Source organism: Micromonospora vulcania, assembly GCF_042658605.1.
Taxonomy (GTDB): domain Bacteria; phylum Actinomycetota; class Actinomycetes; order Mycobacteriales; family Micromonosporaceae; genus Micromonospora; species Micromonospora vulcania.
In genome coordinates, this window is the sequence record NZ_JBHSQS010000018.1 from 13,650 (window position 1) to 35,122 (window position 21,473).

Here is a 21,473-nt window from a genome sequence, read left to right on the forward strand (position 1 = left end):
GGCGTGGGGCCGGCGGGGGTCGGCGTGATCGAGTCCGGCACACTTTCGGGTATCCCCGCCCGCATTCTCTTTCAGGAGTGAGCCAGGCCGATGTCGCTGCTTGCCAGATTCAGCCTCGCCAACCGAGGGCTGGTCGCCCTCATCGCGGTGGTGACCACGGCGTTCGGGGCGTTCGCCGTGCCGTCGCTGAAGCAGCAACTGCTGCCGTCGCTTGAGTTCCCGGCCGCGTTCATCGTGGCCGCCTACCCCGGCGCCGGACCCGAGATCGTCGAGTCGCAGGTGACCGAGCCGATCGAGAACGCCCTGCAGGGCATCCCCGGGTTGGACAAGGTCACGTCCACCTCCCGTGAAGGTTCGACCACCGTCCAGGTGCAGTACGAGTTCGGCACCGACCTGGACGACATGGTCAACAAGATGCAGACCGCACTGAGCCGGATCGACGCCCAGCTTCCGGAGAGCGTCGACCCGCAGGTCATCGCCGGTAGCACCGACGACCTGCCCGCGGTGGTGCTGGCTGCGGCCGGCGCCGCGGACGAGCGGGTGCTCGCCGAGAAGCTGCGCGCGACGGTGGTGCCGGAGCTGGAGGGCATCGAGGGGGTCCGCACGGTCGAGGTGACCGGGACCCGCGACGACCTCGTGGTGATCACCCCGGACCAGGCCAAGCTGGCCGCGGCGAAGCTCGCGCCCACGGCGATCGGCGTCGCGCTGAAGACCAACGGCGTGGCCATCCCGGCCGGCGCGGTGGCCGACGGCACCCTGGCCCTGCCGGTGCAGGTCGGCACGCCGGTCGCCACCCTGGACGACCTGCGCGGCATCGTGGTGGCCCCGGGTGCGGCCCCGGTCCGTCTCGGTGACGTGGCGACCGTCGCGCAGCAGGCCGCCCCGGCGACCGCGATCACCCGGACCAACGGCAAGGAGAGCCTCGGCATCGCGGTCACCGCGGCGCCGGACGGCAACGCCGTGGAGATCTCGCACGAGATCCGGGACCGGTTGGCCGACCTGAAGAACGCCTCCGGCGCCGAGCTGACCGTGGTCTTCGACCAGGCGCCCTTCGTCGAGAAGTCGATCGAGTCGTTGACCACCGAGGGCCTCCTGGGCCTGCTGATGGCCGTCATCGTCATCCTGGTCTTCCTGCTGTCGATCCGCTCGACCGTGGTCACCGCGGTCTCCATCCCGCTCTCCGTCCTGGTGGCGTTGATCGCCCTGTGGATCGGCGACTACTCGCTCAACCTGCTCACCCTCGGTGCGCTGACCATCGCGGTCGGCCGGGTGGTGGACGACTCGATCGTGGTGTTGGAGAACATCAAACGGCACCTGGAGTACGGCGAGGAGAAGCGGCACGCGATCATCACCGGCGTCCGTGAGGTGGCCGGCGCGGTGACCGCGTCCACCCTCACCACGGTCGCGGTGTTCGCGCCGATCGCTCTGGTCGGCGGGTTCGTCGGGCAGTTGTTCGCCCCGTTCGCGATCACCGTGACGGTGGCCCTGCTCGCTTCGCTGCTGGTGTCGCTGACGGTGATCCCGGTGCTGGCGTACTGGTTCCTCAAGCCGCGCGGCGGCACCGCCGACGACGAGGCGGTGCGGCGCGACGCGGAGGAGAAGGAGCTGCGTAGCCCGTTGCAGCGGGCGTACCTGCCGGTGATCGGGTTCGCCACCCGCAAGCGGTCGACCCGTTGGGTGACCGTGGGGCTCGGTCTGCTGGTGCTCTTCGGCACCTTCGGCCTGTCCCAGAAGCTGGAGACCAACTTCCTGGACGACTCCGGCCAGGACACGCTCAGCTTCCGTCAGGAGCTGCCGGCGGGTAGCGCGCTGGCGGCCACCGACGCGGCGGCCAAGCAGGTCGAGACCGTGCTCGGGCGTGTCGACGGGGTCGAGACGTACCAGGTGACCGCCGGTGGCGGGGACACCCCGTGGGCGGGCGGCGGCGGCAACAACGTCGCGAGCTGGTCGCTGGCGCTCGGCGGGGACACCGACGCCAAGCAGATGCGCGAGGTGCTGCGCAAGGAGTTCGACAAGCTCGGCACCGGCGTTGGCGAGATCAGCTTCGGCGGCGGGCAGGACGCCTCGACCAGTCAGCTGGAGGTGGTGGTCCAGGCCAGCGACCCCGAGGTGCTGACCAGGGCCGCCGAGGCGGCCCGGTCGGCGATGGCCGGGGTCCCGGACGTCGAGGACGTATCCACCAGCCTGGCCGCGCGGGTGCCGCGGGTCGACGTGACCGTCGACCGGGTCGCCGCCGGCCGGGCCGGGCTCACCGAGGCCGCGGTGGGTCAGATCGTGTCGCAGGCGTTCCGCGGTGCGCCGCTGGGTCAGGTCGCGCTCGACGGTCAGCAGCAGGACGTGGTGCTGCGGTTGGGTACGCAGCCGCCGATGTCGGTACAGGAGCTGCGGGCGCTGCCGGTGGGTCCGGTCAAGTTGGACGACATCGCGGACGTCACGCAGGGCGAGGGGCCGCAGCAGGTCACCCGGATCGACGGTGAGCGCAGCGTCTCGGTGACCGGCACGGCGACCGGCTCGAACCTGGGCGCGACCAGCGCGGAGCTGCAGAAGCGGCTGGACGGCCTCGACGTGCCGGGTGCGACCTTCACCATCGGTGGGGTCAGCGCGGACCAGGCGGACGCCTTCGGTGACCTGGGTCTGGCGGTGCTGGCCGCGATCGCGATCGTGTTCCTGATCATGGTGGCCACGTTCCGCAGCCTCTCCCAGGCGCTGATCCTGCTGATCTCCATCCCGTTCGCGGCGACCGGCGCGATCGGTCTGCTGCTGGCCACCGGGACGCCGCTGGGCGTGCCGGCGCTGATCGGCGTGCTGATGCTGGTCGGCATCGTGGTGACCAACGCGATCGTGCTGCTCGACCTGATCAACCAGTACCGGGCCCAGGGCATGGAGGTCCGGGAGGCGGTGGTCGAGGGCGGTCGACGCCGGCTGCGCCCGATCCTGATGACGGCGGTCGCGACCATCTTCGCGCTGCTGCCGATGGCACTCGGGCTGACCGGCGAGGGTGGGTTCATCTCCCAGCCGCTGGCGGTCGTGGTGATCGGCGGTCTGCTCAGCTCGACGCTGCTCACGCTGATCCTGGTGCCGACGCTCTACACGATGGTGGAGCACACCAAGGGGTCGCTGCGGGAGCGGCGTCGTCGGCGGCGCTCCGGCGGCCCGGCGGTGACCGACCCGAGGGCACCGGAGACCGACGAGCTGGCCGGTCCGAACCAGGTCGCGGTGCCGTCCGGTGCGCCCTCGGCGAAGCCGACCGAGGGTACGCAGCCGGCGGCGGGGCGGCCCGCCCCGTCGGGCGCGCTGGTGGACGGTACGGACCAGTTCGAGGTGCTCCGGCTGCCCCGCAGCCGCACCTCGCCGCTGCCGCCGGCCGACCCGAGCGAGTAACCGGGCAGGCTGCCCTGAAACGCCCCCGGCGGGTTCCCGACCCGCCGGGGGCGTTCCGTTTCCGCTGACTCGGACACTCCGATCGGTTGACCAATCCTGCACTTTGCGTCACGTCTTGCATACTCATGGTGGGCATGCGGGGATGTCGGTGAAGCGGGGCGGACGGATGACCGAGGGCGCGCACAGGTGGGGTCGGCGCGACGTGCTGCGCCGGGCCGCACTGGTGGCCGGCGGTGCCGCGGCCGGTGTGGGAGCGTCCGAGGCGTGGTGGCTGACCCATCGCCGGCTGCCGCTGGCCGGTGGCCCGGCCGGCGCCACGGTCGGCAACCGGCTCCAGGACGTCGGCTCCGGCCAGTTGGCGGTCGTCTGGTCCGGACCGGCCGGGCAGCGCCAGGTGGCGCTCACCTTCGACGACGGCCCGGCGCCACAGTGGACCCCGCGGGTGTTGGACACCCTGGCCCAGCACCGGGTGCCGGCGACCTTCTTCCTGGTCGGCGCGCAGGTCCGGCGGCACGCCGACGTCGTGCGCGGTCGGCTCGGCGAGCACGAGGTGGGCAACCACAGCTGGAAACACCGGGACCTGGCGCAGTTGGACGCCGACGAGGCGTACGACGACCTGAGCCGCAGCCACGACGCGATCGCCGAGGTAACGGGCAGGGTGCCCCGGCTGCTCCGCCCGCCGTACGGCCACCTGGGCGGGGCCGTGCTGCACGCGGCGGCCCGACTGAACTACCGGCTGGTGCTCTGGTCGCTCCAGATGGCGGAGCGGGAGTTTCCCGACGACCCGGCCGGGCACGCCCGGCGGATCGTGGCCGACGTCCGGCCGGGGACGATCCTGCTCGGGCACGACGTGGGTGCGCGGCGCCGCTTGGTCGCACTGGACGGGCTACCCGAGATGATCAACGGATTGCGGGCGCGCGGCTTCAGTTTCGTCACCGTCTCGGCCCTGCTCGGGCCGTGTATCGCCGCCGCGTCGACCGGGTAGGGTCCCGCTGCGTGACGTCCACCTTCTCGGTCCTTACCGGCAACCGGAGTTTCCGTAACCTCTTCCTCGCCGAGTTGGTGGTGTTCGGCGCCGACTGGTTCGTCATGGTGCCGCTGCTGGTGCTGCTGCCCAAGCTGACCGGGAGCGGGGTCTGGGGCGCGCTGGTCTTGGCGGTGGACACCGGCATCGTGGCGCTGCTGCTGCCGTACACCGGGACGGTGGCCGACCGGTTCGACCGTCGCAAGATCATGGTCGTCGCGAACGTGGCGGCGTTGCTGGGCGTGTTGCTGCTGCTCGGCGTACGGGACGCCGGAACGGCCTGGCTGGCGCTGGTGGCGATCGGCGTGGTCGCGGTCGCCAAGGCGTTCTACTCGCCGGCTGCCCAGGCCGCCCTGCCCAACGTGCTGGAGCCGTCCGAGTTGGCGGCCGGCAACGCGGTGGCCGGCTCGGCCTGGGGCACCATGACCGTCGTCGGGGCCTCGCTCGGCGGCGTGCTCAGCTCGGCGGTCGGCCCGTACGCCTGCTTCTGGGTGGCGGCGGCCGGCCTGGCGCTCGCCGCGGGCCTCGCCACGCTGATCCGCCGGCCGCTGCAGGCACCCCGGGACGCGAGCCAACCCACCCAGCGGACGTGGGCCGCGGTCCGCGAGGCGCTCGGCTACATCGGGCACCGGCCCCGGGTGCTGGCCCTGGTCACGGTCAAGTCGGCGGTCGGCCTCGGCAACGGGGTGCTGACCGTGTTTCCGCTGCTTGCCGGTGTGTACGGGGTCGGCTCGCTGGGCGCTGGCCTGCTCTTCGCGGTACGTGGGGCGGGCGCGCTGGTGGGGCCGATCCTGATGCGTCGGGTGCTGACCAACCGCTCCTGGCTGTTGCCCGGGCTGGCGCTGTCCATGTCGCTCTACGGCCTGTCCTACCTGGGCACCTCGGTGGTCCGCTGGTTCCCGTTGGTGCTGCTGCTCGTCTTCGTGGCGCACTTCGCCGGCGGCAGCAACTGGGTGATGTCGAACTTCGCCCTCCAGGGCGAGGTGCCGGACCGGTTGCGCGGACGCGTCTTCGCCACCGACATGATGCTCGCGACGCTGGCCATTTCGGTGAGTCAGCTGGTGGTGGCCCTGGTGGTGGACTCGGTGGACGAGCGGGTGGTGTTGGCGGGTTGCGGGCTCGTCACCGTCGTCTACGCGGTCGGCTGGCGGATCGCCACCCGCCGCCTCTCGCTCACCGACCCGGTCGGCGAACCGGTACCGGCCGAGCAGGCCTGAGAAGCCGGCTGGTTGAGCCCCGACGGTCCCATTGCCGCGGGCGTGGGGACGGATCGTCGGTGCCGAGCCCTAGCATGAGCCCGTGCCGACGAACTTCACCGCTGGGCCGGTCCGGGTCCGGGTCCCCGCGACCAGCGCCAACCTGGGCCCGGGCTTCGACGCGCTGGGTCTCGCCCTCGGGCTCTACGACGACGTGGCCGCCGAGGTCGCACCGGGCGGGGCCCGGGTCACGGTGACCGGCCAGGGCGCCAGCGAGCTGCCCGACGACGACCGGCACCTGGTGGTGCGGGCGATGCGAGCCACCTTCGACGCCCTCGGTGCCCAGCCACCCGGGCTGAGTGTGGAGTGCGTCAACCGGATCCCGCAGGCGCGCGGCCTGGGTTCCTCGTCCGCCGCCATCGTCGCCGGCGTGCTGCTGGCCAGGGCTCTGGTCACCGATGGGGGCAGCCTGCTGGACGACGAGGCGGTGCTCCGGCTGGCCGCCGAGATCGAGGGCCACCCGGACAACGTCGCGCCCTGCCTGCTCGGCGGCTTCACGCTGGCCTGGTCCGAGCCGAGCGGCGCCCGGGCGGTGACCCTCCCGGTCGCCGACGGGGTGCGGCCCACCGTCCTGGTGCCGGCCGAGCGCGGATTGACGGCCACCGCACGGGCCGCGTTGCCGGCCACCGTGCCGCACGGCGACGCAGCGTTGACCGCCGGACGGGCCGCGTTGCTGGTGCACGCGCTCACCGCAGAGCCGACGCTGCTGCTGCCGGCCACCGTCGACCGGCTTCACCAGGATTACCGCGCACCCGGCATGCCAGGCACATCGTCCCTGGTCAACGCGTTGCGAGAGGCGGGTGTGGCGGCTGTGGTGAGTGGGGCCGGGCCGACCGTGCTGGCGCTCAGCGCCCTGCCGGAGAGCTTCCCGGTGGGAACAGATTGGCAGATCTGGCAGTTACCGATAGACGTCAGCGGCGCGCGGGTCGCCCGGGGTAGACTTGGACACGCCGAGCGGGACCCTGTTGCCGCAGGTCGGAAGAGTTGATTACGCTCTAGGCCTAGCACAGCCGCGAAGCACGCGATCTCCTGCGGGGCGGCGCACCCCCGAAGCTCTCGGCGGTAGCCCGTCACCCCTGCCAAGGCCCACGCCGCACCGCAGTTTTCACAGGTCGTCGCAGACGGCGAGACCTGCTCACCGACTTCTGGTGAGTCGGGATACCGACCGGCTGCTGTGTCACAGACTCCCGCGACGCGTCCTTGCGAGGCGGGTGCACCGAGGCCGCCCGGCCACCTGAGCTCCGACTCCGGGCAGTCCCGGCCTTTATCGAGGGAAGGAATCCATTGAGCGACACCACCGACGTGACGTCGGATGTTTCCAACGTCGCTGGCGATGCCACCACCGCCGCTCCCGCCCGTCGTCGGCGTAGCGGCACCGGTCTGTCGGCGATGCTGCTGCCAGAGCTGCAGAGCCTGGCCGCGTCGCTCGGCATCTCCGGCACGGCTCGCATGCGCAAGGGCGAGCTGATCGCCGCGATCTCCGAGCGGCAGGGCGGCAACGCCGCCGGGACCCCTCGACCGCGGGCCGAGGTCGCGGCCGCGGCCGCTCCGACCCGCGAGGGGGTGCACGCCGAGGTGCGGGAGACCGCGGAGCGGCCTGCCGCCGAGGGGCGCAGCGCCGACCAGGCGCCGGCTGAGCCGGCCGCCGAGACCGAGGGCCGGGGTCGTACCCGGCGGAGCCGGGCCACCGCCGAGGCGCGTACCAGTGAGGCGCGTACCGACGAGGCCGAGGCCGGCGAGCGGACCGACCGGGGCGAGAGCCGCCGGGACCGGACCGAGCGTCCGGAGCGCGCCGAGCGTCCGGAGCGGGCCGAGCGTGGTGAGCGTTCCGAGCGGGGCGAGCGTGCCGAGCGGGGCGAGCGCAACGACCGGGGTGACCGTGCCGACCGGGGCGAGCGTGCCGAGCGTGGCAACGACCGCGCGGAGCGGGCCGACCGGGGCGAGCGTGCCGAGCGTGGCAACGACCGCGCGGAGCGGGCCGACCGGGGCGAGCGCGCCGAGCGTAACGACCGGGGCGAGCGGGCCGACCGGGGCGAGCGCAATGATCGCAACGACCGGGGCGACCGTAACGACCGTGGTCAGCGCGCCGAGCGCGACAACGACGGTGACGACGACGGCGAGGGCGGCGGCCGGCGCGGTCGGCGCAGCCGGTTCCGTGACCGTCGTCGGGGCCGCGGCGACCGTCCCGAGACCGCTGGCGACACCGGCGGCCGTGAGCCGCAGGTCAGCGAGGACGACGTACTCGTCCCGGTGGCCGGCATCATCGACGTGCTCGACAACTACGCCTTCGTGCGGACGACCGGCTACCTGGCCGGCCCGAACGACGTGTACGTCTCGATGTCCCAGATCAAGAAGTACGGCCTGCGCCGCGGTGACGCGATCACCGGTGCGGTGCGGGCGACCCGCGAGAGCGGCGGCAGCGGCGATCAGCGGCGGGACAAGTACAACCCGCTGATGCGGCTGGACACGATCAACGGGATGGAGCCGGAGGAGGCACGTCGCCGGCCCGAGTTCTACAAGCTCACCCCGCTCTACCCGCAGGAGCGTCTGCGTCTGGAGACTGAGCCGCACATCCTCACCACCCGGGTGATCGACCTGGTCATGCCGATCGGCAAGGGCCAGCGGGCGCTCATCCAGTCGCCGCCCAAGGCGGGTAAGACGATGGTGCTCCAGGCGATCGCGAACGCGATCACCCGGAACAACCCGGAGTGCCACCTGATGGTGGTGCTGGTGGACGAGCGGCCTGAAGAGGTCACCGACATGCAGCGGTCGATCAAGGGCGAGGTCATCGCGGCCACGTTCGACCGTCCGCCGCAGGACCACACGACGGTGGCCGAGCTCGCGATCGAGCGGGCGAAGCGCCTGGTCGAGCTGGGGCACGACGTCGTCGTGCTGCTCGACTCGGTGACCCGGCTCGGCCGGTCGTACAACCTGGCAGCGCCGGCCAGCGGCCGGATCATGTCGGGTGGTATCGACTCCACCGCGCTCTACCCGCCGAAGCGCTTCCTCGGTGCGGCCCGCAACATCGAGAACGGCGGCTCGCTGACCATCATCGCCACGGCGCTGGTGGAGACCGGTTCCATGGCGGACACGGTCATCTTCGAGGAGTTCAAGGGCACCGGTAACGCGGAGCTGAAGCTGGACCGGAAGATCGCCGACAAGCGCACCTTCCCGGCCATCGACATCAACCCGTCCGGTACGCGTAAGGAAGAGGTCCTGCTCGCTGCCGAGGAGCTGGCCATCATCCACAAGCTGCGCAAGGTGCTGCACTCGCTGGACTCGCAGGCCGCGATGGACCTCCTGCTGGACCGGCTCAAGCAGTCCCGCACCAACATCGAGTTCCTGATGCAGATCGCGAAGTCGACGCCGGGGGAGTAACCATCCCCGGGTGACCGACCACAAGGGGGCATGGCCGTCAGGGCCGTGCCCCCTTCGTCGTGCCGGGTTCCGCAGTTTTCCTTCGGTTCAGCCCGCAGGTCTTGAAACTTCTATTCACTACCGGGTTGACTGTCGTCCATGCGTACCCGCAGACGACTCGCCCGTCGCACCGGCGTCCTGCTGCTGACGCCACTGCTCACCCTGGCCATGCCGGTGCCGGCCACCGCCGACCCGGCGGCCCGGACCGTCCCCAGAGCGGCCACCACGAGCCTCCCGCCCGCCGCCACCAACGTGGAACCGGCGGGTGGTCTGGAGACGACCAGGGCCACCCGACCGGTCGCGCCGGGGGTCCAGCTGACCTCCTTCGACCGGTACGACGCTGAGGGCTGGCTGCGTGCCGACGCCCTCACCACCGACCTCACCGGAGGGGCGACCGTCGACTACGTCAACTCCGGGGCGGTCAGCCAGGCTGCGCCGTTGCGGGGTGCGGTGGACGGCGCCCGTGCGGTCGCCGCGGTCAACGGCGACTTCTTCGACATCAACAACTCCGGTGCCGCCCAGGGCGTCGGGATCCGCGACGGGGAGTTGATCCAGTCGGCGGTCAGCGGGCATCGCAACGCGGCAGCGGTCACTGCGGACGGGATCGGCCGGGTCATCGAGGTGAACTTCGACGGCACCGCCTCGCTGCCTACCGGTCCGGTGCCGCTGACCCAGTTCAACAACCTGGTGCAGGCCGACGGCATCGGCGCGTTCACCCAGCTGTGGGGGACGTACTCCCGGGAGCGTGCCGTGGAGGGCGCGGCCCGGGTCGTCGAGGTCACCGTGGCCGGCGGCCGGGTGACCGCGGTGGCCGGCGCGGCCGGCAGCGGGCCGATCGTGGCCGGAAGCACCGTGCTGCTGGGCCGCGACGCCGGCGCGGACGCGCTCGCCGGGCTCCGTACCGGTGACCCGGTCACGGTGGCCTGGCAGCCCAAGCCGTCCGACGGCAGCACGCTGCGCGCGGCGGTCGGCGGTGGCAACGTCCTGATCCGCGACGGCGTCGTGCAGGCCGTCGCCGATCCGGCACTGGCCCCGCGCACCGCGGTCGGGTTCACCGCCGACGGTCGGAAAATGATCATGTTGACGGTGGACGGCCGGCAGGGCGACAGCCGTGGCGTGACGCAGACCGAGATGGGCCGGATGATGGCCGAGCTGGGCGCTCACCACGCGCTCAACCTGGACGGTGGTGGCTCGTCCACGCTGCTGGCCCGGGAGCCCGGCGCGGCAGCCGTACAGGTGGAGAACAGCCCCTCCGACGGCACCGAACGAGCCGTGCCCAACGGCCTGGCCATCTACGCGCCGACCGGCAGCGGCCGACTCGCCGGCTACTGGGTGGAGACCGCCAGCGACCCCAGCACCGCCCCGGGTGTCTCGCCGGTGCGCGGCGGCCGGCCGGACCGCGTCTTCCCGGGGCTGACCCGTGTGCTCACCGCCGCCGGCTACGACGAGACGTACGGCCCGGCGGCCGGAGCGCCGACCTGGCGGGTGAGTTCCGCGCTGCGGGGCCGAATCGATCACGCCGGGGTGTTCCACGCCGGTTTACCCGGGGCCGCCACGGTGACGGCGTCTCGTGGTCGGGCCACCGGCTCGCTGAACCTCACCGTGCTCGGCCCGCTGGCCCGAATCGGCTCTACTGTGGAGCGCGTTGGTTTGACCGGCCGGGACGGCAACGCCCTGGTCGGCGTGGTCGGCTACGACGCCGAGGGCAACACCGCGCCGATCGAGCCCGCCGACCTGACCCTCGACTACGACCGGAACCTGCTGCGCATCACCCCCGACGCACACGGCAACCTCACCGTCACCGCCCTGCGGGACACCGGGTCGGCTCTGATCACCGTCCGGGTCGGACGCTCCAGCACGGTCGTGCCGGTCACCGTCGGACTGACCGACGTGCCGGTGGCCGGCTTCGACGACGCCGCCTCCTGGCGGTTCAGTCAGGCCCGGGCCAGCGGATCAGTCGCGCCCGCGCCGGGCCACACCGGCGGCGGGCTGCGGATGTCGTACGACTTCAGCCAGTCCACCGGCACCCGCGCCGCGTACGCCGACCCGCCGGCCTGGATCGAGGTGCCCGGGCAGCCGCAGGCGTTCGGCATGTGGATCCACGGCAACGGCACCGGGGAGTGGCCCAGTCTGCACCTGCACGACGCCCAGGACACCCAGCACGTGCTGCGCGGCCCGCTGATCACCTGGACCGGCTGGCGGTACGTGGAGTTCGCGGTGCCGCCCGGGGTGCAGTACCCGGTGCGGGTACGCCGGTTCTACGTCGCCGAGACCAACGCCGCCGCGCAGTACAGCAGCGAGGTGGTCATCGACGACCTGGTGGCCAAGGTGCCGCCCCCGGTGGACGTGCCGGCGGTGGCGCCGCGTACCGACCGGGTGGTGATCCGCGACGGCACCGTGGACGGCGCACCCTGGCGGTTCGCGGTGCTCTCCGACGCCCAGTTCGTCGCCGCCGACCCGGACAGCGACCTGGTCGCCCAGGCCCGGCGGACGCTGCGCGAGGTGAAGGCGGCCAGGCCGGACCTCGTGGTGATCAACGGGGACTTCGTGGACACCGCTTATCCGGCCGACTTCGCGTTGGCCAAGCGGATCCTCGACGAGGAGTTGGGCGATGCCGTGCCCTGGTACTACGTGCCGGGCAACCACGAGATCATGGGCGCTCCGATCAGCAACTTCCAGGCGGTGTTCGGTGCCACGTCGCGGGTGTTCGACCACGCCGGTACCCGGTTCGTCACGCTGAACTCGTCCACCGGGACGCTGCGCGGGGGCGGCTTCGACCAGGTCCGGATGCTGCGCGACACACTGGATGCCGCAGCCGCCGACCCGCGCGTCGGCTCGGTCGTCGTCCTGGAGCACCACCCGGCGCGGGACCCCAGCCCGGCGCAGGCCAGCCAACTCGGTGATCGCAAGGAGGCGGGCTGGTGGAGCAGTGGCTGGCCGACTTCCAGCACCGCACCGGAAAGGGCGCGCTCTTCGTGGGTGGGCACGTCGGCACCTTCCACGCCGATCGGGTCGACGGGGTGCCATACGTGATCAACGGCAACTCGGGCAAGACGCCGTCCACGCCTGCGGACCGGGGCGGCTTCACGGGCTGGACCGAGTTCGGCGTCGACCCGGTCACCCCGGCCGAGGCCGACCGGGCCCGACGTGACCCGCTCGCCGAGGGGCCACGCTGGGTCGACGCGGAGGTCCACGCGCACGTGGACCAGCTCACGCTGACCGCCCCGGCCAGCGTCGCGGTCGGCGTACCGGCGCGGGTCACCGCCACGCTGACCCAGCCCGGCGGGCGTACCGTCCCGGTGGCCGCGCCGGTCAGCGCGGACTGGTCCGGCTCGGCGACCGTGCACATCGGCCCGGTGGCCGGGGTACGCCCGTGGCACACCGCACACTTCGACCCCGCCACCGGCACGCTGACCGCGCTGCGCCCCGGCGCCCCCATCCGCCTCACCGTCACCGTCAACAACGTCCTCGCCGAGGCCACCGTGAAGATCACCGCCCGCTGAGTGCAAGGAAGGGTCCCTTCCTATACAAAAAACGATAGGAAGGGACCCTTCCTTGCACTCAACCGCACTGCGCTGCGCACCGTTCAGAAGTTGCCGTCGGCTACCTGGAAGACGGTGAGGCCGAGCGACCGCCACATCTGGACCACCTGGACCCGGTCGTCGAAGACACCGACCACCCGGTAGCGGTCCCGGATCTCCCGGTCGTAGATCTCCCGCTTGACGATCGAGTCCTTGCGGGCGTCACCCTGGGCCCGTAGGTGCAGGCCGAGGTACGGGACCCGGACGTGCCGGGCGAGCCACGCCTCGGTGGCGGCCCGAGCCGAGGTGTCCCGCCCGGAGCAGAAGACCACTCCGTACCCGGCGTCGTGCATCGCCCGGACCGCCGCGATCACCGCCGGGTTCGGCTGGTCGGTGCCCACCCGGGTCATGTCGTACGGGCTGCGTGCGACGGCCAGCGCGACGGTGCCGTCGATGTCCACCAGGACGATCTCCGGTGGCTCGGTCGACGGCGGATGCACGGTGCCGGGCCGTCCGGTGCGGGCCTGCGGCACCGGCAACGGCAGTGTCCGGTTCGCGAGGTAACGCTCGTGCAGTCGGGTGATGGCGTCCGCGCCCACCTGTTCGTCCGTCGGGCGAGCAGCGTCGCGGCGCAGGCACTCGGTCAGCGGCACGTCGGTGAAGTCGTGCACCTCGAACTCGGCGCCGTGCCGGGCGGCCAACTCGGCCCAGTCCCGCAGTGTCCGCGATGGCAGGTTGGTGTCGTCCACGCAGACGTCCACCCGCGCCCGCAGCAGCGCCTCGACCTGGGCTCGCTGCGCCGTGGTCACCTGCACCTCGGCCCACTGGGTCAGTAGTCGCTCGCCGTGCAGCATCCGGCGCAGATCGTCCCGGTTGACCCGCGCCACGGACGGTTGGAGGGTCCGGGCGAAGGTGGTCTTGCCCGAGGCCGGCAGGCCCCGCGTGGCGATCAGGCGGGTCATCGGCGGATCTCCGCCACCAGCGTGGAAGTACCCCGGGCGGGGCACCCGGCGGTGGCCGACGGGGTCGGCGAATGCCCGGTCGGGCGGCGGGAATGCGGACGGGAAGGCATGTGTTGACGATGCCGGACGAGGTGTGCGGCCCGATTATCGGGTCGGCTCAGGCCCATGGCACACTGGTCAATCGGCCACCGGTTCCGGTTCACGCCCGAGCCCGTCGTGCACGGCGCGACGGGCGGTGACGGCGACCCGGCGACCACCAACGAGAGGACCGAGGCGAGATGAAGGCAAACATCCACCCGGAGTACGTGACCACCGAGGTCAGCTGCTCCTGTGGCAACACGTTCACGACCCGCAGCACCGCCAAGGGCGGGGCGATCCACGTCGAGACCTGCAGCGCCTGCCACCCGTTCTACACCGGTAAGCAGCGCGTTCTCGACACCGCCGGCCGGGTCGCGAAGTTCCAGCAGAAGTACGCCAAGGTTCAGGCCAAGAAGGCCAAGTAACTCCTCGTTCGGCGCCCGCGTCCGGTTTCCTGCCGGAGGCGGGCGCCGTCCGCGTTCCGCCCCCGTTTCCACCCGGCGACCGGTCTCCCGACCGGCCCGGCCGGCGCCGCATCGTCGAAGGAGCATCCGCAGCATGAGCAGCGAGCGTCTGGCCGGGCTCCTCGACGAGTACGCGGAGCTGGAGAAGCGGTTGGCCGATCCGGCGATCCACGCCGACCAGGCCACCGCCCGACGGGTCGGCCGCCGGTACGCCGAGCTGGTGCCACTGCACAAGGCGGCCGGCGAGCTGGAGCAGGCGCGCGCCGACCTGACCGCGGCCCGCGAGCTGGCCGCCGAGGATCCCTCCTTCGCCGCCGAGGCGGAGTCGATCGGGGCGACCCTGCCGGCCCTGGAGGAGCGCCTCGCCGAGCTGCTCATCCCGCGTGACCCGCACGACGCCAAGGACGTGATCGTCGAGATCAAGGCCGGTGAGGGCGGCGAGGAGTCCGCGCTCTTCGCGGCCGACCTGCTGCGGATGTACTCCCGGTACGCCGAGCGGCGGGGCTGGCTCACCGAGGTGATCGACGCGCAGGATTCGGACCTCGGTGGGGTCAAGGACGTCTCGCTGTCGATCAAGACCAAGGGCGTGCCGGACGGCGGCAACGGCGTCTGGTCACGGCTCAAGTGGGAGGGCGGCGTGCACCGGGTGCAGCGCGTCCCGGTGACCGAGTCGCAGGGCCGGATCCACACCAGTGCCGCGGGGGTGCTGGTGCTGCCCGAGGCCGAGGACGTCGACGTCACCATCGACCAGAACGACCTGCGCATCGACGTGTTCCGCTCGTCCGGCCCGGGCGGTCAGTCGGTGAACACGACCGACTCGGCGGTGCGGATCACGCACCTGCCGACCGGCATCGTCGTCTCCTGCCAGAACGAGAAGTCCCAGTTGCAGAACCGGGAGCAGGCGATGCGGATCCTGCGGGCCCGGCTGCTCGCCGCCGCCCAGGAGCAGGCCGACGCCGCCGCGTCGGACGCCCGCAAGGCGCAGGTGCGTACGGTGGACCGCTCGGAGCGGATCCGCACCTACAACTTCCCGCAGAACCGGATCACCGACCACCGGATCGGCTACACCGCGTACAACCTGGACCTGGCGCTCGCTGGCGAGCTGGACGGGGTGCTGGACGCCCTGGCCGAGGCCGACCGCGCTGCCCGGCTGGCCGGTGACACCGAGCTGACCCGCCGCTGACCGCGGCGCAATCCGGGGGCGCCGGGCACCCGCCGCTGGCCGCGGCGAAATCCGGGGGCGCCGGGTGCCGCCGCTGGCCGCAGCGCCACCAGCCACCCGGCACCGGCCGGCGTTACGGCCAGCCGTCGTGTCGGAGGTCAGCTCGCGCGGGGGCGGGTCTTGGCGCGCAGCATCTCCCGGTCGGCCTCCTCGAACGCGACACTGAGCGCGTCGCGCAGCCCGCTGCCGCCGGAGACCTCGGCGAAGCCGATGCTCACGCCGACCGGGGTCTCCGGAACCAGCGACTCCCAGTCCTCGGCGCCGACGGCCGCCTCGATCCGGCGGGCCACCTCGACGGCCTCGGCCATGCCGGTGTCCGGAAGCACCACCACGAACTCGTCGCCGCCGTAGCGGGCCACGAAGTCACCCCGGCGCATCACCCGGTTGATCACCCCGGCGATGCGCTGGAGCACCAGGTCGCCGGAGTGGTGCCCGTGCCGGGTGTTGACCGCCTTGAACCCGTCCAGGTCGCAGACGCCGATCACCACCCGCTCGCCACGGGTCACCACGGCGGTGATGTACCGCTCCAGCCGCCGCCGGTTGGGCAGCCCGGTGAGCGGGTCGGTCAACGCCTCGCCCTCGAACCGCGCTGCCTCCCGGCGCATCTCCTCGTGGTCGATGCGGGCGGCGATGCCGTCGATGTAGACGTCGCGGAGCCGGTCGTTGCGCTGCGCGGCGAGCCGGAACGCCAGCCGGTCGGCCCGGTGCGCCGCCACGTGGTCACCGGCCCGGGCCAGCGCGATGCTGCGCAGCCGGGCCGACTCGGCCGCGCCGAGCGTCTCGGTGGACACCCGGATGGTGTCCAGTCGGGTGACCGCCTCGATGGGCCGCCCAGCGGCGACGGCCAGGCAGACCTGCCCGAGCTGACGCATGTCCCGGGCACGGGCGCTGTCCCCGCCGTTGCCGAGCAGCCGGGCCGGCTCGGCGTCCCCCTCCGAGTCCACCCGGTCGCCGAGCGCGGCCTGCCGGGCCGCCGCGTAGCCGTACGCGGCGAGGCTGCTCGGGCGCAGCCGGCCGGCCCGGCCGGCGCGCAGGAACCGGTTCAGGTCGGCGGCCACGTCCCGGAGCACCCGCAGGCAGCCGTCGCTGTCGCCGTTGTGGTCCAGTGCCACGGCGTTCCGCAGCCGGATGCCCGGTGCGGCGAAGGTCTCCTCCGGGATCCCGGCGGCCAGTCCGAGCTGCCGGGCACGCTCGATCGCGCCCAGGGCGTACCCGTGGAAGCTGAGGTAGCTGTAGGCCATCGCGAGGTCGTGCCAGCCCCAGGCGGTGTCCCGGTCCGGGTCCTCCACGGCACTGAGGGCCCGGGCGGCCTTCACGAGGTGGGTGACGCAGCGGTCCAACGCGCCCTGGTGGTGTGCGGCGAGCGCGGCCAGTGCGTTGAGGTGCCCGTGCAGATAGGGCTCGGCGAGGTCGCGCACCGCCGCCGAGGCCTCCTCGATGGCCCGGGTGAACTCCGCCGTCCGACCGAGATTGATCAGCGCGGAGAGGCGCTGCACCATGGCGTCCGCACGCGTCGTCGGGTCGGTCGCGCTGTGGATCACCCGCTCCAGCAGGGCGTACGCCTCCGCGGAGCGACTGGCCTCCTGCAATGCCCGGGCGCGCGTAAGCGCATCAACCTGGTCATCGACCCGGTCGAGCCAGCCCACCCGCGACCTCCAGTCGTGTGCGCCGCGAGGCACCCGTTCGTGGTGTCGCCCGCGACGCTTCATGATTATGGCGTGACCACTCTGCCGCAACACCCCCCCGAAGGGACAGGGCCACTCCGACCGTCCGCCGCGGTGGCCCGAGCGGCCCGCAGGCTCGACGCCGCCGGGGTGGGTCCGGCGCGCGCGGAGGCGGAGTTGTTGGCGGCGTACGTGCTGGGGGTGCCCCGGGGGCGGCTGGTGCTCGCCGACGACCTGACCGGCGACGAGGTGGCGCGGCTCGACGAGTTGGTGCGCCGGCGCGTGGCCCGGGAGCCGTTGCAGCACCTGACCGGTCGTGCCGGCTTCCGGCACCTGGATCTGGCGGTCGGTCCGGGCGTCTTCGTGCCCCGGCCGGAGACCGAGCTGCTGGCCGGCTGGGGCGTCGAGCAGGGTCGGGGCCGACCCGAGCCGGTGGTGGTGGACCTGTGCAGCGGCTCCGGCGCGATCGCGCTGGCGGTGGCCCAGGAGCTGCCCGGGGCGCGGGTGGTGGCGGTGGAGCGGTCCCCGGCGGCGCTGGGCTGGCTGCGCCGCAACGCGGCGGAACGGGCCGCGGCGGGGGATCGCCCGATCGAGGTCGTCGAGGCGGACGTCACCGCGCCGGACCTGCTGGCCGAGCTGGTCGGCGGGGTGGATGTGCTGCTCTGCAACCCGCCGTACGTGCCGGTGGACGTGGCGGTCCCGCCGGAGGTGGCCGGGTACGACCCGGCCGAGGCGGTCTTCGGCGGGGCCGACGGCCTGGCGGTGATCCGGCCACTGGTCACCCGGGCGGCGGCGCTGCTGCGCCCGGGCGGTGTGTTCGGTGTCGAGCACGACGACACCCACGGTGCGGCGGTGCCCGGGCTGCTCGCCGCGGACGGCCGGTTCACCGCCGTCACGGCCCATCCGGACCTCACCGGCCGGCCCCGGTACGCCACCGCGTCCCGACGGGCGGACGGCCAGCACGCCTCGGCCGCGGCGGCGTGGCAGACTGACTCCTCGTGATGCTCTACGACTGCCGCTCGCCCGCCGACCGGGACCGCGGCATCGCCGCGGCCATCGAGGCCGTCAAGAACGGCGAGTTGGTCGTCCTGCCGACCGACACCGTTTACGGCATCGGCGCGGACGCGTTCACCCCGTACGCGGTCAAGGCACTGCTGGACGCCAAGGGCCGGACCCGCCAGATGCCGCCGCCGGTGTTGATCGGCTCCCGGCACACCCTGGACGGGTTGGTCTTCTCGCTGCCCACCGAGGCGCGGGATCTGGTCGAGGCGTTCTGGCCCGGTGCGCTGACCATCGTGGTCGAGCACTCCCCGAGTTTGCAGTGGGATCTCGGCGACAAGTCGGGCACGGTGGCGGTGCGGATGCCGCTGCACCCGGTTGCGCTGGAGGTGCTGCGGGAGACCGGCCCGATGGCGGTGTCGTCGGCCAACAAGACCGGCCAGCCCGCCGCGGTGACCGCCGAGGAGGCGCGCGACCAGCTCAGCTACTCGGTGCGCGCGTACCTGGAGGCCGGTCCCTGCCCGGACCCGGTGCCCAGCACGATCGTGGATCTGACCGGCGAGGTGCCGCGGCTGCTGCGGGCCGGCGCGATCCCGCTGGAGAAGCTGCGCGACGTGGTGCCGGATCTCGTCGACGGCCAGGGGGTCTGAGTGCCCCCGTTCACCGTCCTGCACGTGTGTATGGGCAACATCTGCCGCTCGCCGATGGCCGAGCGGCTGCTGGCCCTCGCGGTGCGGGAGCGGTTGGCCCGGCGCGAGCAGGACCCGGCGCGGGCCGAGGAGCTGGTGCACAGCCACAGCGCGGGCACCGGCGGTTGGCACGCCGGCGAGGAGATGAACCCGCCGGCGGCCCGGCAGGTCACGACCCGGGGCGGCGACGTTGAGGGGTTCGCCGCGCGCAAGCTGCGCTCGGACCACATCGACGCCGCGGACCTGGTCCTCACTGCGACAGCCGACCAGCAGGAGTACGTGGTGGCGCTGCGTCCGGACGCGGCGGCCCGCACCTTCGTGCTGGGCGAGTTCGGCCGGCTGCTGGCCGTGGTGGACGCCGCCGCGCTGCCGCCGGCGGAGGCGACCCCGGATGCGACGTACGCCCGGGGGGTGGCCCTGGTGGCGGCGGCCCATGACGCCCGGCTCGGTGCGTCGGCGCTGCCCACCGACGATCTGGACGACCCGTGGGGTCGCGGCGACCAGTGCTTCAGCCGGGTGGCCGACGAGATTGAGGAGACGGTCCACCCGTTGGCCACCGCGCTGCTGCCCTGAGCGGCGTGCGAGTTTCCTCCGGGTTTGGGGAAAACCTGGGGCGAAAGGGGCGTTCCGGGTCATTCTGAACGGGTCCTAGCGTGACCGGCTCCTGCGGGGAGAGCTGATGATCCGGGCCCAACTCGACAAACTGCTGACCGTGGTGATCGCCGGGGTGCTGGCCGGTCTGGTGCTGGCGGTGGCTGCGCTGCCCGCGGCCCTGGTCTTCGGAATCGGCTTCAGCGCCCTGTCCACGCCCTACTCGGAGCTGCCGAACACGCTGCTCACGCCGCCCACCGCCCAGCGTTCCAACCTCTACGCCAACGACGGCACCACCCTGATCACGTCCTTCTATCAGGAAGACCGGGTGGACGTGCCGCTGCACGAGGTGGCCCCGGTGATGCGCCAGGCCATCGTGGCCGCCGAGGACGTCCGGTTCTACCAACACAGCGGGGTGGACCTGCGGGGCGTGGTGCGGGCCTTCACGGTGAACAAGCGCGACGGCCAGACCCGGCAGGGCGCCTCCACGCTGACCATGCAGTACGTCCGCAACGTGCTCAGCAGCGACCCCCGGCTGACCGAGCGACAGCGGCAGGCCGCCACCGAGGTCACCACCGCCCGCAAGATCCAGGAGATGCGGTACGCGCTGGCGCTGGAGCGGGAGCTGGACAAGGAGGAGATCCTCACCCGCTACCTCAACATCGCCTACTTCGGCGCCGGGGCGTACGGCATCGCGGCGGCCAGCAAGAGGTATTTTTCGCGTACCCCGGCCGAACTGACGCTGGCCCAGGCCGCGCTGCTGGCCGGCCTGGTCCGGTCGCCGGACAGCGACGACCCGATCAACGGCGACGCCGACAGCGCCCTGCGCCGACGGACGTACGTGCTGGAGCAGCTGGTGGAGTCGGACCAGGTGCCGGCCGACGTGGCGGCGGCGGCCCAGGCCGAGCCGCTGGAGTTGCAGCCCGACGAGACCCCGAACGACTGCACGGCGGTGCCCGACGGGCACAACGACTGGGGCTTCTTCTGCGACTGGTTCACCCGGTGGTGGAGTAGCCAGTCGGCGTTCGGGTCGACGGCCGACGAGCGGCAGCGCACGCTGCGCCGCGGCGGCTTCTCCATCGTCTCCTCGCTGGATCCGGGGGTGCAGCGGGCCACCAACGAGCAGGTGCTAAGGATCTACCGGCCGACCGAGGCCCGGGCCGTGCCGACCGCGGTGGTGCAGCCCGGCACCGGTCGGGTGCTGGCGATGGCGGTGAACCGCACCTACGGGGTGGCGGACAACCCGGTCGGGCAGAAGAACTACCCGAACACGGTGAACCAGCTGGTCGCCGGCGGAGGCGCGATCGACGGGTATCAGGCCGGGTCGACGTTCAAGCTCTTCGCCATGCTGGCCGCGTTGGAGTCCGGCCTGCCGCTGTCGACCGACTTCGTCGCGCCGACCCAGTTGGTCACCCGCTTCCCGGTGTCCGGGCAGGCGAGCTGTGACGGTCGCTGGTGCCCGGCGAACGCCAGCCCCTCGTCGATGGACGGGCCGCGCACCATGTGGACCGCGTTCGGTCGCTCGGTGAACACCTACTTCGCCTGGCTCACCGAGCGGGTCGGTGCCGACCGGGTGGTGGAGATGGCCGAGCGGCTCGGCATCGTGCTGCGCGCCGACTCGGACGCCCGGCTGGCCCGCGACGGTGCGAAGGACTGGGGTCCGTTCACCCTGGGCGTGGCCGCGACCACCCCGCTCGACCTGGCCTCGGCGTACGCCACGGTGGCGGCCGAGGGGACCTGGTGCGCGCCGCTGCCGGTGGTCTCGATCAGCGACTCGGCGGGCCGGCCGGTCGACGCCGCCAAGCCGTACTGTCGGCAGGTGCTCGACACCGACGTGGCGCGGGCGGCCGCCGACGCGGCCCGTTGCCCGGTCGGCGACCAGTCGATGTACGGGCGCTGTGACGGGGCCACCGCACCCGGCCTGCGAGCCAAGCTCGGTCGACCGGTGGCCGGCAAGACCGGCAGCTCGGAGCGGTACGAGACGGAGACGGTGGTGGCGTTCACCCCGCAGCTGGCGGTCGCCTCGATGGCGGCGAACCCGGACGACCCGCGGGACGCGGTCGGGCAGGCGGTGCAGGCCCGGATGGTGGGCGCGGTCGGCGAGGTGCTCACCGCCGCCCTGCGGGATCAGCCGGTGCAGGACTTCGTTCCGCCGAGTGAGCGAGCCGCCTACCAGGTCACCGGGGCCCGCACCGGCAACTGACC

15 protein-coding genes are annotated in these 21,473 nt (G+C 72.7%); 13 read left to right on the forward strand and 2 right to left on the reverse strand.

What is annotated here, in order from left to right:
* The first annotated feature begins 90 nt into the window (after window positions 1–90).
* From ACFQGL_RS24590 to ACFQGL_RS24620, 7 genes are all read left to right on the forward strand, one after another.
* Window positions 91–3,381, forward strand: a complete 3,291-nt coding sequence (locus ACFQGL_RS24590; protein WP_377514763.1) for an efflux RND transporter permease subunit — start codon at window positions 91–93, stop codon at window positions 3,379–3,381.
* A gap of 142 nt (window positions 3,382–3,523) precedes the next feature.
* Window positions 3,524–4,366: a polysaccharide deacetylase family protein gene (locus ACFQGL_RS24595; protein WP_377514764.1), complete on the forward strand. Its 843-nt coding sequence runs from the start codon at window positions 3,524–3,526 to the stop codon at window positions 4,364–4,366.
* An 11-nt stretch (window positions 4,367–4,377) separates the two neighbouring features.
* Entirely contained in the window at window positions 4,378–5,622 is a 1,245-nt protein-coding gene (locus ACFQGL_RS24600; RefSeq protein ID WP_377514765.1) for an MFS transporter, read from the forward strand.
* 82 nt (window positions 5,623–5,704) lie between these two features.
* Complete coding sequence (gene thrB, locus ACFQGL_RS24605) at window positions 5,705–6,649, forward strand: homoserine kinase (RefSeq protein WP_377514766.1); 945 nt, start codon at window positions 5,705–5,707, stop codon at window positions 6,647–6,649.
* A gap of 296 nt (window positions 6,650–6,945) precedes the next feature.
* Entirely contained in the window at window positions 6,946–9,039 is a 2,094-nt protein-coding gene (gene rho, locus ACFQGL_RS24610) for a transcription termination factor Rho (protein WP_377514767.1), read from the forward strand.
* A 138-nt stretch (window positions 9,040–9,177) separates the two neighbouring features.
* Window positions 9,178–12,111 (forward strand): phosphodiester glycosidase family protein, encoded by a 2,934-nt coding sequence (locus ACFQGL_RS24615; RefSeq protein ID WP_377514768.1) that lies wholly within the window; start codon window positions 9,178–9,180, stop codon window positions 12,109–12,111.
* Window positions 12,000–12,581, forward strand: coding sequence for a hypothetical protein (locus ACFQGL_RS24620; RefSeq protein ID WP_377514769.1), 582 nt, complete (start codon window positions 12,000–12,002; stop codon window positions 12,579–12,581). Before ACFQGL_RS24615 ends, ACFQGL_RS24620 begins: the two co-directional genes overlap by 112 nt.
* A gap of 83 nt (window positions 12,582–12,664) precedes the next feature.
* Here the strand turns inward: ACFQGL_RS24620 and ACFQGL_RS24625 are convergent, their stop codons facing one another.
* Window positions 12,665–13,561 (reverse strand): phosphatase domain-containing protein, encoded by an 897-nt coding sequence (locus ACFQGL_RS24625; RefSeq protein WP_377514770.1) that lies wholly within the window; start codon window positions 13,559–13,561, stop codon window positions 12,665–12,667.
* Window positions 13,562–13,839: 278 nt separating this feature from the next.
* Between ACFQGL_RS24625 and rpmE the strand changes: the two genes are divergently transcribed.
* On the forward strand, window positions 13,840–14,064 hold the full coding sequence (gene rpmE, locus ACFQGL_RS24630; protein ID WP_007464546.1) for a 50S ribosomal protein L31: 225 nt from the start codon (window positions 13,840–13,842) through the stop codon (window positions 14,062–14,064).
* Between the two features lie 133 nt (window positions 14,065–14,197).
* A complete protein-coding gene (gene prfA / locus ACFQGL_RS24635; RefSeq protein ID WP_377514771.1) occupies window positions 14,198–15,286 on the forward strand; it encodes a peptide chain release factor 1 in 1,089 nt (362 codons plus the stop codon).
* Window positions 15,287–15,423: 137 nt separating this feature from the next.
* Here the strand turns inward: prfA and ACFQGL_RS24640 are convergent, their stop codons facing one another.
* Window positions 15,424–16,971, reverse strand: coding sequence for a GGDEF domain-containing protein (locus ACFQGL_RS24640; protein ID WP_377514772.1), 1,548 nt, complete (start codon window positions 16,969–16,971; stop codon window positions 15,424–15,426).
* A gap of 72 nt (window positions 16,972–17,043) precedes the next feature.
* Between ACFQGL_RS24640 and prmC the strand changes: the two genes are divergently transcribed.
* From prmC to ACFQGL_RS24660, 4 genes are all read left to right on the forward strand, one after another.
* Window positions 17,044–17,991, forward strand: coding sequence for a peptide chain release factor N(5)-glutamine methyltransferase (prmC, locus tag ACFQGL_RS24645; protein ID WP_377514774.1), 948 nt, complete (start codon window positions 17,044–17,046; stop codon window positions 17,989–17,991).
* Window positions 17,991–18,638: an L-threonylcarbamoyladenylate synthase gene (locus tag ACFQGL_RS24650; protein ID WP_377514842.1), complete on the forward strand. Its 648-nt coding sequence runs from the start codon at window positions 17,991–17,993 to the stop codon at window positions 18,636–18,638. Before prmC ends, ACFQGL_RS24650 begins: the two co-directional genes overlap by 1 nt.
* Window positions 18,639–19,250, forward strand: coding sequence for an arsenate reductase/protein-tyrosine-phosphatase family protein (locus ACFQGL_RS24655; protein ID WP_377514775.1), 612 nt, complete (start codon window positions 18,639–18,641; stop codon window positions 19,248–19,250).
* A gap of 106 nt (window positions 19,251–19,356) precedes the next feature.
* Window positions 19,357–21,471: a transglycosylase domain-containing protein gene (locus tag ACFQGL_RS24660; RefSeq protein WP_377514776.1), complete on the forward strand. Its 2,115-nt coding sequence runs from the start codon at window positions 19,357–19,359 to the stop codon at window positions 21,469–21,471.
* The last annotated feature ends 2 nt before the right edge of the window (window positions 21,472–21,473 follow it).

Coding starts and splice junctions, on each gene's coding strand:
- ACFQGL_RS24650 (WP_377514842.1), top strand. CDS start 17,991: ATGCTCTACGACTGCCGCTCGCCCGCCGACCGGGACCGCGGCATCGCC.
- ACFQGL_RS24615 (WP_377514768.1), top strand. CDS start 9,178: ATGCGTACCCGCAGACGACTCGCCCGTCGCACCGGCGTCCTGCTGCTG.
- rpmE (WP_007464546.1), top strand. CDS start 13,840: ATGAAGGCAAACATCCACCCGGAGTACGTGACCACCGAGGTCAGCTGC.
- ACFQGL_RS24595 (WP_377514764.1), top strand. CDS start 3,524: ATGTCGGTGAAGCGGGGCGGACGGATGACCGAGGGCGCGCACAGGTGG.
- prfA (WP_377514771.1), top strand. CDS start 14,198: ATGAGCAGCGAGCGTCTGGCCGGGCTCCTCGACGAGTACGCGGAGCTG.
- ACFQGL_RS24625 (WP_377514770.1), bottom strand. CDS start 13,561: ATGACCCGCCTGATCGCCACGCGGGGCCTGCCGGCCTCGGGCAAGACC.
- ACFQGL_RS24660 (WP_377514776.1), top strand. CDS start 19,357: ATGATCCGGGCCCAACTCGACAAACTGCTGACCGTGGTGATCGCCGGG.
- ACFQGL_RS24590 (WP_377514763.1), top strand. CDS start 91: ATGTCGCTGCTTGCCAGATTCAGCCTCGCCAACCGAGGGCTGGTCGCC.